The sequence below is a fragment of the Photobacterium sp. SP02 genome (assembly GCF_038519165.1).
In the GTDB taxonomy this organism is placed as follows: Bacteria; Pseudomonadota; Gammaproteobacteria; order Enterobacterales; family Vibrionaceae; genus Photobacterium; species Photobacterium halotolerans.
Map to the genome: position 1 here is coordinate 91,020 of NZ_JASJOJ010000005.1, position 13,224 is coordinate 104,243.

The window sequence follows — 13,224 nt, forward strand, 5'->3', positions numbered from 1 at the left end:
CGCTTATGAGTGCCATCAGCGTTGTGGTCACTCAGAACACATACTCAAGGAAACCAAAATGAAAAAAACACTAGCAGCGGCGATTATCTCCAGTGTGTTTGCCAGCGGCGCAAGCTACGCGGCGAATATCTATCAAGGCGAAGATGGTAGTGAAGTGAATCTTTACGGCCGTCTTGGCTACAACATTACAGACAAACAAACCGATGATGGCGACACCAACGGTGAATTTGATGCGCGTCTTGGCCTAGGTGGCTCTCAGCCAATTAATGATCAGTTTTCCGTGATTGGCTGGGCCGAGTACCAGGTCAATGCCGCAGAAGCTGAAAACTCTGGTGCTGACAACGATAGCCTGTCCCCTCGTTATGTCTGGGCCGGTATCGACGGTAAAGAAATGGGTAAAGTGACCGGTGGCCGTGTGGCTTCTGGTCTGATCATGTTTACCGATATCGTTGATGTGTTTGCCTTGTCGGATATCGCCGCAGCCCGTCAGGCAGAGCTGGTTGATGGTACCGCAGTACAGGTCTTCCGTCAGGATGCGACTTTGCAATACCAGAACAGCATCAATGGCTTAGACTTCTCTCTTGGCTATATTTTTGGTAACAATGATAAAAACGCGTTCGGTAATTCACTGGATAACGGTATGAACGCCGCGCTGCGCTATACGCTGGATCTGGGTCAGGGCGGACGCCTGGCGCCTGTGCTGGCGTATCAGTACAGCGAAGACAAAGACGGTAATGAGTATAACTTCTGGGGTGTGGGTGCTACCTATAGCATCAATGCTTTCACTTTCGGTGCAGAGTACTCTGAAGACGAAGTGGATGCCGGCGGTCCAAGCAAGAGTAAAGATGAAGTGTGGGAAGTGGTTGCCATCTATGATCTGAACACCGACTGGACACTGCGTGCAGGCTACCGCAACCTGGAAAACACCGACGGTGACGAGTTAGAGCTGAAAGACACCACGCTGGAAGCTCAGTATCACCTGAACAGCCGTTCTTCTCTGTTCACCAGCTATGTCTTCCGTGACGGTGAAAACGGTTCTTTCGGCGGTGCTGCTGACGAAGACTTCTACCAGCTGGGTATTCGTTACGAGTTCTAAGTATCTCGCAATAACCGACAATAAAAAGGCTGGAGCATGCTCCGGCCTTTGTTGTTTTAGCGCAGGGATTATCCGGCTTTGTAATCGGCTTTATCCAGGTTGTGCTTTTTCATTCTCAGATAGAGCTTTTTACGCGGGATCTGCAGGTAAGTGGATACTTCATTAATTCTGCCGCCGAAAAGGTACAGGGCATCTTCAATCACCTGCTTTTCATAGTCATCTATCAGATCATCCAGCGGGCTGCTCATTTGATCCAGCGATTTGGTCCGCTCTTGCCCGGTGAGTTTGACGATCCCAATCGCGTAGAGCTCTGCCACGTTGCGTAATTCCAGCACGTTACCTTCCCAGGTGTGCCGGTTCAGTGTTGTGATATAGGCTTTATCCACCACAGGAACGGGTTTATTCAGTTTCTGGCAGCTGGCCTCCAGAAAGTATCTGAACAGCAGTGTGATATCGCTTGCCCTTTGTCTTAGTGGCGGAATGACAAACCGCGCCTGGCTGAGAAAATAAAACAGCTCAGGCACTAAGGTTTCTTTTTCGACCGCTTGCTCCGCTGTGCCTTCAACGAGCGCCAATACGCGCACTTCTCTTTTAGCCAGGCGCTCCTGTTCAAGGAGAAAGCGGCATAACCAGTGCTGTGCGTCGGTCGGCATAGCGGGCAGGTTATTGATGCAGAGACTGCCCTCGCGGGCATTGAGCATTGCCCGTTGCAAATCAGAAGTGCGTTCTACTTTACTGCCGCACAATTTTATAAACGGGCCTTTGCCCGTATTCGTGTCGGCATGCAGCAAACGGGCCAGGGTATGGCGCCCCGTTCCGGCTTCTCCTTCAATCAGGGCATCTTTGTCATTGTTCTCCGCTGCGGCAATCTGATGGCGGAGCTTGACTATCAGCGGGCTGTCGCCCAGCAGCACATCGCAGGCTGTTTGCCTGAGCCTTTTACGGTGTTCAATCTGCTGTTTTCGTTTTGGCAGGTGCTTGTCCAGCAGTGCGATCAGCGCTGCGGGCTGTAGAGGCTTTTGCAGGAAGTCGGCAGCCCCGTTTTGCAAGGCGTCCACCGCCATAGGAATGTCGCCATGGCCGGTGATTAATATCACAGGCAGGGTGCTATCCAGTGATTTAATGCGATGCAGTACCTCTTTTCCGTTCATACCTGGCATATACATATCGGTAATCACCACGCCGGGCCATTCTTTGTGAAGTAAGGTCAGGGCCTGCAACGGATCTGTGGCTGTCCGGGTCTGATAACCAGCTACTTCCAGCAGGTGCTGGTAAGCATCGGCAACATCCTGATCGTCATCAATGATCAGTACTTCAATGTTATCGCTAATCGTCATATTTTTTTAACTCCAAAACAACCATTGCGCCTCCTTGCAAGGTGGAAGCAAGGAAAATATCGCCGTTCAAGCGGTTCATGATGGAACGGCAAATGTTCAGCCCCAGTCCCAGGCCCACATCTTTAGTGGTGGTAAAGGGAGTGAACAGTTTTTCAATAATGTCTCTCGCAAAACCCGGGCCGGTATCACAAATGGCCAAACTGAATGTCGGGCGTTCAGCAGAGTGATTAAGCAGTTCCACGTAAATGTCTCTGGTATCACTGCCTGCCACCGCATCACAGCTATTGATGAACAGGTTAACCAGCACTTGTTCCAGCTGAACGGGATCGGCGATGACCTGAAACGGGCTGTTTATTCTGCTGATCAGATTGGTTTGCTGAACTTTCAGCCTGCTTTCTATCAGTTGCTGGGCGTGATTGATCGACTCTTGAATATCAACGGCCTGAAGCATTCTGTTGGCCGATTGTTTTTTCGCGAAATTGCGCAGGCTGGCAATGATACGGGCCATGCGTTCAGTCAGACTGTCCATTTTGTCCAGGCTGGCTGCAAGCTGAGTGAGGTTGTTTTTATCCACGGCCATCCGCGTGGCAAAGATATGGGTGGTCATGGCCGACAGCGGCTGGTTCAGCTCGTGCGCCAGCGAGGTCATGGTTTGCCCGACCACCGCCATTTTTGCCGCCTGGATCAGTTCATCCTGTGTGGCCCGTAAATCTTCCTCAATACGCTTTCTGTCTTCGATTTCGGCTTTCAGCTGCCGGTTTCGCTTGGTCAGTGACTCGGTTTTTTCCTGCACCATGTTTTCCAGCCAGCGGGCCGCGCTTTCCTGTTCGGTAATGTCTGTCACAGTGATGATGACTTTGGCTTCCTGCCCCTGCTTGAACAGGCGAAAGTCCAGACGAAGATAGCGCGGCTCGCTTGAATGTGTCTGTTTGATGGTGAGGTTACAGGCGCCATTGGACTGCAAAGGGCTGCTGGGCAGGAACAGGCGTTTCAGGCGGGGTTCCATTGCGCGGTTAAACAGCGCCCAGATAGTCTGGTTGTCCGGGATAGCTTCGGCATCAAACAGCGATAACGCACTGGGATTGACCGATTCTACGATGCCGGATAAATCACAGGTGATGATACTGGCCTGAGTGTTATTGATCAGGTTCAGTGCATTGGATCGCTGCATTTCCAGCATTTGCTGGCGGAATTGACGCAGACTGTCGCCCAGCAGGCCAATTTCATCATCGCCATCAACCTGAATTCTGGCATTGAGATCGCCGTGTGCCACGGCATACAGATCCTGGCTGAGTTGATTCAAACGCGCGACAATGCCGCGGCTGACCAGATAGACAGACAGAAAGACGGACAGGGTAATGGCCAGCAGTACCACGCCAAGCAGTATGTAGCTGCTGATGATGACAGACTGGCGGGTGTGATCGTTGAGAGCAAGCAGAGAGGAATCCGCCTGGTCAACCATAGCCTGGATCAAATCCTCCTGATAAATCAGACGGTTGTTGATGCGTTTGTCATAACTTCGGATTGTTTTCTCCAGTGCAGACAGCACGCTCAGTTGCATTGCCACCGGGCCATTGGGCTCAACCTGGCTGATCATGTCGTTGAGCTGCTGCCGGAACGCCAGCGTCGAGGGGTAGTGGCTGAGGGAATCGCTCATGGTTTTCAGTTGCTGGGTTTGAAAGCCAATGTAGTGAAAAGCGTTGGCGATGTCCCGGTTCTCACTCTGATGAAACATTTCCTGCACCAGCTGATACAGCTCACTCTCTTTGACTGTGATGGACTGAATGAGAGAAAACTCGTTCACTGTTTCCCGTATGGTGTCGCTATCCAGATGATGGGGTGTGGTACGCGTTAACTGCCATTCCACTTCCTGGCGAATGGGGGCAAGCTCATCCACCACTTTTTGGTGCAGCCAGCTGATCCGGCTTTCCGATTGCGCCAGCGCCAGCAGCAAGGTCGACCGCTTGCTCAGCAAATTGCTGTACGTCTCTATGTCTTTGAGCAAGCTGGCGTGTTCAATTTTCAGCGCCGGATAGGAAGACAGGCTCGCTGTGTTGGCAATGGAGTGGGTGATCCTTTCGGCTTCGAGCTGAATTTGTTGTTTCAGCTCAGCGTGCCGGGCCGGATCCTGATTGCCCCCGATATGATGCAGGCTGTCTTTCAGCGCCGCCGTGCTGCGTTCCAGATGATAGCTGGCCCTGAGTGTCGGCAGGTTTTTACTGACAATGGCATCTATCTGATCATCGAGATTTTCCCAGGTAACCAGTGCGATGAGGCTGACGCCTATACTCAGGAATGCCATCAGGCTGATGGCGCTAATCAGGCGGTTTCCGATCGTTTTGCGCTTTAGCATCACAGCTCCTGTTTATACGACATGAGTATGTCTTGGGATAAACGAATGGATTGCTGTAATTGCCGGCTCATCTGTTCTTGCCAGAGCCCGACGGTTCGGGCAGAAGCCGGGTGACGCACAGGATCCTGCAGCGACAAAAATCCCTCAGTAGCAGCTTGCTCGGCGCTGATCACTGTGGTTGAAGCCAGCTCAACGGATTGTGCCAGCTGCTCGGTTTGCTGAGGCGTCAGGTCCGGCAGTAACCGGATTTTATGGATCAGCTGCCAGGCATAGTTCAGCAGGGGCTGCTGTTGGCTGATGCTGATATCAAAGAGTTGCTGTACAGCTACCGCCCGCTCTTCCATTAACCCGGTATCGACAGTGAAAGCCGCTGTATCTGTGCTTGGCAGCTTCGCTCGGCGATGCTTGTAAATGGGGGACTGTTCGATGCGTGCCTGCGAGGACGCTGACAGCATAAACCGCACGAACTCAATACCCAGCTGATCAGACGGTTTCCTGTCCAGTGCGGCGATATAGCTCGGCAGAACAATGCTGTCGGGCTGATACTGAAAATGAATAAACGGGAAATGATCTTGCTGCTCTTTGGCATAACTGTCGATCACCAAACCTATGCCAGACTGCCCGCTGGCGACGAGATCGGTCGCGCGCCGGCTGTTGGCTGAAATGGCATTCAGGTTGCCCCCCAGCTGTAAAAGCAACCGCCAGCCTTGATCCCAGTCGTAACGCTGCAGCAGGCTTTCCACCATCAGGTGTGTGGTTGCAGAGCGGGAGGGGCTGCTCATGACCAGATGGCTGTGGTAGACAGGGGCAATGAGGGACTCCCAGCGCGCCGGAACAGGCAGCGCGTTCCTGTCGATATAACGCTGGTTCCATATGATGCCGCAGCCCGAGTACCCCAGAACGGCAATGTAGTCTGAATCGAGCTGGCTGTGTTCATCGGTCAGTTCGGCAACCGGCACCAGAGAATGGCGGTCGGCCAGTGGCTGAAACAAACGCCGGGAAGAGGAAAGCACCACATTCACGCCATGATCCGGCAGCGCCAGCAGCGCCAGCCCTTCACTTTCCCGGCGCTGCAGAATAATGACATCCAAACCAGCATGCTGCTGTTCAAAAATCTCAATGCTGCTGTTCAGCAGGGCAGGGTCGAAGGTGGTCAGAATCACCAGCTGCTTTTTTTCACTGGCGTGCAGGGGGAAAGCCGCCAGTAATAATACGATCAGAAGCCGGTATAACATGACAAAGAATCCTTCCTTACGTAGCCTGATTCATTCCTTGCTTTCCACCTTTACTCACCGTTTGCGGGTGGCAGATAGAACAGATATTGCGTTACGCGCTTATATACAAGTAAGGGTCAGTGGGGAACAGTAAAAAGTCGATTATCATGGCTGAAATTATGGTCGGCTAGCTCTTTAATACTTTCCATGCCATAAAATGTGCCAATCGTGACCCAATCATCAGTCACTTTACGATAACCTGCGCAAATTTATCAGAACAGCGGATTTCGCCAATGGGGAAATTGTAAAAAAGATATGTCAGCAATAGGACGGCTTGCTGTTGTGTCAGAGGGAGACAGGGATGGCTCAGGGGGGAAGGCGGCCCGAATCATATCGAGGCCGCGATGCGGGAGACATTTTTTGTCATCCAGGCTTATCTGTCAGGCACCCAGTATCTGCTGTATCTCGGTGGCGGAGAGATGATATTGGCGAGGGCACTGTTGCCACACACCCAGCATGCGGCGATATTTACTCTGCATCGGCACATGGCTGTTAAAACTGTGCTCTGAAGGCAGGAAATGCGGATAAAGACTTTCTACCGCTGTCAGAAAGCGAACATAATGCATTTGCTGGGGTTCACTGGCGGCATCATAACCCAGGAATGTCAGACGGCGAGTATCAATCCGGTTCTGCTCGGCTTGGTTTAACTGTTTGCAGGATTCTTGCATAGCATGGTGCATTTCCATCACTTGCAGAATTTCTTTACATTCATCTTCTGAGATCGCCCCGAAGTCTTTATCCAGCTCCCTGAGCTGCAGCCCGTATCCGCGCTCAACTATGGTTTGCAGACGCTGAAACTTGCCGGCATGCTCGGGATCGAGCTGCGCCATCAGGCGATATTGATTAGCCAAAATGAGACGTTGTGCATGTGTCATTTCCATAGGGGTATCCTGCAATAATTTTACTGGTTACAGCATAGCAGCAAGTTATCGGGCGGCTTTGATCTGAGCCGGGTTTGCGGCCGAGTTTACAGAAAAACCGACGGTATTTGCGTTACACTGGCCGGGACGAAATGTGATTCGATGGGGTGAATACAATGCAAGGATGCTGGCAATGACAATGCTTCCCTGGGTTGGCTGGGCCGTATGGCTGGTCGTGCTGTTTTTTTCTTATCCGCGAGAATTCTATCCCAAGTTCAAACACCAGAAAGACTATCAGCACCTGGTCTCCGGGACTGTGGTGGTACTCTTTTTGTTATGGAGCCTGCGGGCCGGACTGGTCGACGGGCTGAAAGTCCATTTTCTGGCCTTGACCGTGCTGACCCTGACGCATGGCTGGCGAATCGCCATATGGATAGCGGCGGTGCCTGGCTTGCTGTTAGCGGCCTTCGGTATTCAGGACTGGCAGGATCTGGGGCTGGTGAATCTGACCAGCGTGGTGGTGCCCGTACTGATCAGTTATTGGGTTTTCTTGCTGAGTTACCGTTACCTGACCCGGCATCTTTTTATTTATATTTTTGTCGCGGCATTTTTTAACGGCGCCCTGTCGCAGGTGGTCCATATGCTGCTGACAGGAAGCTGGATCTGGCTCGAAGGAGAATACAGCTGGCAATATATCGTCGATAACTATTTATTGCTCATTCCCTTGCTGTTGTTTCCTGAAGCGCTGCTCAATGGCATGTCGACCACCTTGCTGGTGGTGTACAAACCTGAGTGGGTGAGAACCTTTTATGAACGGGATTATATTTACCAGCGGGATAAGTAGACCTGCACGGGCATCCAACTGGCCGGAATCCCGGAGGGATCAATACATCACATTGGGATGATATTGCGAAAGGATAGCTTTTACCTTGTCCATCACCGCTTTTGACGGCGGTTTGACCCCTTCCAGCGGATAGTCATACCCCATGGCTTCCCATTTGTGCGCGCCGAGCTGGTGGTAGGGGAGCAGTTCGATTTTCTCGATATTGTCCATATCCTTAATGAATTCTCCCAACTGATGGGCAGAGGTGTCATTGTCGGTAAAACCGGGTACTACGACATGACGAATCCAGGTTTTCTGGCCTATCTGGTGCAGATAACGGGCGAAGTCGAGAATGCGCTTATTGGGCACGCCCACCAAATCATGGTGAATTTCATCGTCGATTTGTTTGAGATCCAGCATCACAAGATCCGTCGCATCCAGCAGCTCATCAATCACAGGGGTATGTTTACGGACATAACCGTTGGTATCGAGACAGGTATGGATGTTCTCGGCTTTGGCCGCCCGGAAAAAGTCGCGAATGAATTCTGGCTGTAATATCGCCTCACCACCGGATGCGGTAACACCGCCACCTGAGGCTGTCATGAAATGGCGATAAGAGAGGGCTTCTTTCATCAGCTCATCCACTGTGATTTCACGTCCGCCTTCCAGATCCCAGGTATCGCGGTTGTGGCAGTACTGGCATCGCAGCAGGCAACCTTGCATAAACACGATGAAGCGTATGCCCGGGCCATCCACAGTACCGCAGGACTCAAAGGAGTGAATACGGCCTTTTACTGTCATAACGTGGCGCTCCCAGATAAAAAATTGCATGGCTGTTTAAGTATAATCCCCGCGACTCTTGCAAGCCGCGGGGAAAGTGCAGTGCCGGGCCGTTACTGCCCGGCAAGGGTTACAGCGACTCAGTAAAGGTACGTGCAATCACGTCCTGTTGCTGCTCTGTCGTCAGTGAGTTGAAGCGTACCGCATAACCGGATACCCGTATGGTAAGCTGCGGGTATTTCTCCGGATGTTTCACGGCATCTTCCAGTGTCTCCCGGTTCAGCACATTGACGTTCAGGTGCTGGCCGCCTTCAATACCGGCATCGTGGTGGAAATAACCGTCCATCAGACCGGCCAGATTGGCGCGGCGGGTATCGTCCGATTTACCCAGGGCATTGGGCACGATAGAGAAGGTATAAGAGATACCGTCTTTGGCGTGCGCGAACGGCAGTTTACCCACTGATGTCAGCGAGGCTACCGCGCCTTTTTCATCGCGACCGTGCATCGGGTTGGCACCCGGTGCGAAGGGCTGACCGGCACGGCGACCGTCCGGGGTGTTACCGGTTTTCTTGCCGTACACCACGTTGGAGGTGATGGTCAGAATAGACTGAGTCGGAATGGCATCGCGATAGGTTTTCAGCTTACGGATCTTATTCATAAAGCGTTCGACCAGATCGCAGGCGATGTCATCGACACGGGCATCGTTATTACCGAATTTCGGATAGTCGCCGTCGATTTCAAAGTCAGTGGCAATGCCGTCTTCATCGCGCACCGGTTTCACTGTGGCATACTTGATGGCAGACAGGGAGTCAGCCGCCACCGACAGGCCGGCAATACCACAGGCCATGGTGCGACGCACGTCTCTGTCGTGCAGTGCCATCAATGCCGCTTCGTAGCTGTATTTGTCATGCATAAAGTGAATGGCATTCAGCGCGGTGACGTACTGTGTCGCCAGCCAGTCCATCAAAGAATCCAGACTGGCCATCACTTTGTCATAGTCCAGCACCTCATCCGTCATCGGGGCGGCTTTCGGGCCGACCTGCAGCTTCAGTTTTTCATCCACACCGCCGTTGATGGAGTACAACAGGGTTTTTGCCAGGTTGGCCCGGGCGCCGAAGAACTGCATATGCTTACCGACCACCATAGGTGAGACACAGCAGGCAATGGCGTAATCGTCTGAATTGAAATCCGGACGCATCAGATCATCGTTCTCATACTGGATAGACGAGGTATCGATAGACACTTTGGCGCAGAATTTCTTAAAGCCTTCCGGCAGGCGATCAGACCAGAGCACAGTGATGTTCGGCTCCGGGCTTGGCCCCATGGTGTAGAGGGTATTGAGGAAGCGGAAGCTGGTTTTCGACACCAGTGTCCGGCCGTCAACCCCCATACCACCAATGGACTCTGTCGCCCAGATCGGATCGCCGGAGAAGAGTTCATCGTAGTCAGGCGTGCGCAGGAAACGCACCATGCGCAGTTTCATCACGAAGTGGTCAATCATTTCCTGTGCTTGCTCTTCGCTGATCTTACCGGCCGCCAGATCCCGCTCCATATAGATGTCAAGGAAGGTCGAGGTACGACCCAGTGACATCGCCGCCCCGTTTTGCGACTTCACCGCCGCCAGATAGCCGAAGTAAGTCCACTGAATGGCTTCTTGCGCGGTTTCGGCAGGACGCGAAATGTCGTAACCGTATTTGGCGGCCATTTCTTTCATCTGCGCCAGTGCATGGTGCTGATCAGCGATTTCCTCGCGCAACTGCATGGTCATCTGCAGATCTTCGCCTTGCTCGAAACGCGCTTGCAGCGAGGTAAACTGAGCCAGTTTGTCCTGCATCAGATAGTCAATACCGTACAGGGCCACACGGCGGTAGTCGCCTATGATGCGGCCGCGGCCGTAGGCATCGGGCAGACCGGTCAGTACGCCTGACTTACGGCATTTCATGATGTCAGGGGTGTAAATATCGAACACCCCCTGGTTGTGGGTTTTGCGGTACTCAGTGAAGATTTTCTTGACCTGAGGATCCAGCTCGCGGTCGTAAGCCTTACAGGAACTCTCGACCATACGGATGCCGCCGTTAGGAATGATAGCCCGTTTCAGCGGGGCGTCCGTTTGCAGACCGACGATGGTTTCCAGTGATTTGTCGATATAGCCCGCATCGTGTGCGGTGATGGTAGAAATGATTGACGTATCGAAATCAACAGGAGAGTGCGTGGCGTTTTCCTGTTTGATGCCTTCCATCACTTTAGCCCAGAGCTTCTGGGTTGCCGCAGTGCCCTCACTGACCAGAAAGTCTTCATTGCCCTCGAAAGGGATGTAGTTTTTCTGGATGAAGTCACGGACGTTGACTTCGCTTTGCCATTCACCGGCCTTGAAGCCTTCCCAAGCCGTAGCAAATTGATCTGCCATATTATACCTACCTGTTTTCGTCAGTAGAAAATGTCTGCAAGTACTGCAATGAGTCTGCAGCCTGTGCAATTTGTATCATCTCTGTCAGTGCGGCTTTTTGATTTACCGCACTGATAGGTCGGAACGTACGATTTTTCCCGTTTATCCAAGCAGTGCAGGGATACCCGGAATCATGCCGACCGCCAGCATGGCTCCCAGGCACACAAGCAGTGTCAGGCCCGGGATGATGATGCGGTCAGCCAGTGTCAGGTGATTCGGCCGCTCTTTGTCGCCAATAAGACCGTTGTTATCCAGCAGCATAGTGACAGCCCAGCCGAACACAGGGTTCACCGCCATGGATGCGAAGATACAGATCCCCGCCGACTGGCTGGATTTGGCATCTTTGACCATCTGCATCCCGGCCTCCAGCAGCGGCAGGAACACACCGGCCAGCAGGGCAATTGTCATCACCGGCGGCCAGATCGCAATATCCATAGGGTAGCCGATAATAGCCACAATGATGCATATGCTGCCCAGCAAAATGGCACCGGCCGGAATCGGGCGTTTGGCGATGGCGGCAGGGATCATATACGTCCCCCAGGACGAGGTGACATTACCGCCGCCAAATGCCGCGCCGACTATCTGGCGAACCGAGCAGCCGGTCATGGTGTCATCGACATCCATCAGGGCTTTCTCGGCTTTTTCAGGGTAGTTCATTTCCTGAAAAATGCGGTGACCAAGAAAGTCGGGCGACCACATGGCAACGGCCAGCAGGGCAAACGGCAGCGACGCAATGAAGTGCTCCACGGTCGGCATGCCCAGCTTCCAGCCGGTTTCAGTCGATCCCCACCAATAGGCCGGGTTCAGATTGGGCAGACCGGGTGTGGTATGGAACTCGAACGGGGCGCCCATGATGGCGGCGATGATGCCGCCAGTCACTGCGCAGACAGGAATCGCCAGCCAGCGCTTGCCGATTCGGGCCAGAAAGGCATAAAGCACAATAGAGACAAAGAGGATGAAAGTAGCGACATAGCCCATGTTGATGTCGCTGCCCCAGCTCAGCAGGCTTTTTATCTGGCCGCTGGAGCCGACAAAGCCCAGGAAAATCAACAGCCCGCCAGCCACACCGTCACTGGTGAGCTTGACCAGTCGGGAGCCGCCTTTACACAGGCTGAGCGCCAGGCCGAAACCGCCCAGCAAAATAGCCAGCGCCAGCGGGTGACCGCCGGCGGCGGCAATCATGCCGATCATGGGGATCATCGGACCATGATTGCCCGCCAGATTGGCGCGCGGGTTCAGAAAACCGGATACCAGAATACAAAACAGCGATGCCGATACCAGCATCTCTACCCTGACGTTCTCAACCACGAAATCCGGGCCAAGTCCGTAAGCCGCGGCATAAGAAGACATCACGGCTGAATACATCGCAATAATGCCGATAGTACCGGCTATCGCGGGCACCAGATCTTCCCACTCAAAACGGAAATCTCGGCCGGGCAGGTTCAGTGCCCACCGGCGCGGATTCAGGATCTGAAGTTCATGATCAAGATACCGGGAGCGGCTGGAAAAGCGGCTGGCGGGTTTGTGATGGGCCGAATAACGCTCGGGGTCCACCTCGGTTTGAACGTCACCGAATTGAAGGTTTGATGACATAAGGGCCTCGTTCTACAAGTTTATAATTCTTGTGTTCTGCACCGGGGGTATGGCCTCAATCCAGTGCGGATTTATGTTCTGGTATCAATTACTGATAATGAAGACAGTTTACTCCCCGGGATCCGATGAAAAGTTGATCCTGATCATCCAAGCTCCTTGTTTGAAGGAATACTACGTAAAAAGCCGTTTTTATTGAGGTTGTGGAGGTGATTTTGGGGTTTTGTGTAATTTTGTTACGTAAATTTCAGTCTTGATGAGGCAAAAGGAAGGGGAGCGGACAGGATACGGCGCAGAAAAACGCCCTATTCGTGTCCTCTGCGGCCATTTTCACGTGAGGAACAAATTCAATTTCTGCAAGCCTCGTCATGTTATGACGAATTTTATAATTAGCGTAAAGCACATTATCAGTTACTCATTCTGCATGTTTGCCCACTTTCATTTTGCTGAGGTAAACAGAAGGAATGATTGGCTACAGGAGGATTCTTATTCTGTTAATAGCCCGATATCGATTACATCCTGGTGCAATCAAAACCGTTGCCATTTTCACCCGCAAATTCAGAAGACTCCCTGCCGCGCTTTTATTTAGCTGCCTCTGATGTTTATTCTTTTTATCGCTTGCAGCGGATAATTCGGCCGGATGTATGAAACTGATTTTTTATACT

Annotated in this window: 9 protein-coding genes; 2 read left to right on the top strand and 7 right to left on the bottom strand. The window is 52.5% G+C overall.

What is annotated here, in order from left to right; translation table 11 throughout:
• Positions 1-58 precede the first annotated feature (58 nt).
• Entirely contained in the window at positions 59-1,096 is a 1,038-nt protein-coding gene (locus tag P0Y67_RS03805) for a porin (RefSeq protein WP_342390801.1), read from the top strand.
• A gap of 68 nt (positions 1,097-1,164) precedes the next feature.
• Here P0Y67_RS03805 and P0Y67_RS03810 read toward each other — a convergent pair whose 3' ends face one another.
• The 4 genes from P0Y67_RS03810 to P0Y67_RS03825 all read right to left on the bottom strand — a co-directional run bounded on the left by P0Y67_RS03810 (position 1,165) and on the right by P0Y67_RS03825 (position 6,941).
• Positions 1,165-2,433: a sigma-54-dependent transcriptional regulator gene (locus tag P0Y67_RS03810; protein WP_342390802.1), complete on the bottom strand. Its 1,269-nt coding sequence runs from the start codon at positions 2,431-2,433 to the stop codon at positions 1,165-1,167.
• Complete coding sequence (locus P0Y67_RS03815) at positions 2,423-4,786, bottom strand: ATP-binding protein (protein ID WP_342390803.1); 2,364 nt, start codon at positions 4,784-4,786, stop codon at positions 2,423-2,425. Before P0Y67_RS03815 ends, P0Y67_RS03810 begins: the two co-directional genes overlap by 11 nt.
• Positions 4,786-6,021 carry an ABC transporter substrate-binding protein gene (locus P0Y67_RS03820; protein WP_342390804.1) on the bottom strand — a complete coding sequence of 412 codons (1,236 nt, stop codon included), beginning with the start codon at positions 6,019-6,021 and terminating at the stop codon, positions 4,786-4,788. The genes P0Y67_RS03815 and P0Y67_RS03820 overlap by 1 nt, the downstream gene beginning before the upstream one ends.
• A gap of 419 nt (positions 6,022-6,440) precedes the next feature.
• Positions 6,441-6,941: a YfbU family protein gene (locus P0Y67_RS03825; protein WP_342390805.1), complete on the bottom strand. Its 501-nt coding sequence runs from the start codon at positions 6,939-6,941 to the stop codon at positions 6,441-6,443.
• 172 nt (positions 6,942-7,113) lie between these two features.
• Here P0Y67_RS03825 and P0Y67_RS03830 point away from each other — a divergent pair, with 172 nt between their 5' ends.
• Positions 7,114-7,764, top strand: coding sequence for an energy-coupling factor ABC transporter permease (locus tag P0Y67_RS03830; RefSeq protein WP_342390806.1), 651 nt, complete (start codon positions 7,114-7,116; stop codon positions 7,762-7,764).
• A 39-nt stretch (positions 7,765-7,803) separates the two neighbouring features.
• On the opposite strand, the gene pflA is transcribed toward P0Y67_RS03830, so the two are convergent.
• The 3 genes from pflA to P0Y67_RS03845 all read right to left on the bottom strand — a co-directional run bounded on the left by pflA (position 7,804) and on the right by P0Y67_RS03845 (position 12,562).
• A complete protein-coding gene (gene pflA / locus P0Y67_RS03835; RefSeq protein ID WP_342390807.1) occupies positions 7,804-8,544 on the bottom strand; it encodes a pyruvate formate lyase 1-activating protein in 741 nt (246 codons plus the stop codon).
• A gap of 109 nt (positions 8,545-8,653) precedes the next feature.
• Complete coding sequence (gene pflB / locus P0Y67_RS03840; RefSeq protein ID WP_342390808.1) at positions 8,654-10,930, bottom strand: formate C-acetyltransferase; 2,277 nt, start codon at positions 10,928-10,930, stop codon at positions 8,654-8,656.
• 141 nt (positions 10,931-11,071) lie between these two features.
• Positions 11,072-12,562, bottom strand: a complete 1,491-nt coding sequence (locus P0Y67_RS03845; RefSeq protein WP_342390809.1) for a DUF3360 family protein — start codon at positions 12,560-12,562, stop codon at positions 11,072-11,074.
• Between the last annotated feature and the right edge of the window lie 662 nt (positions 12,563-13,224).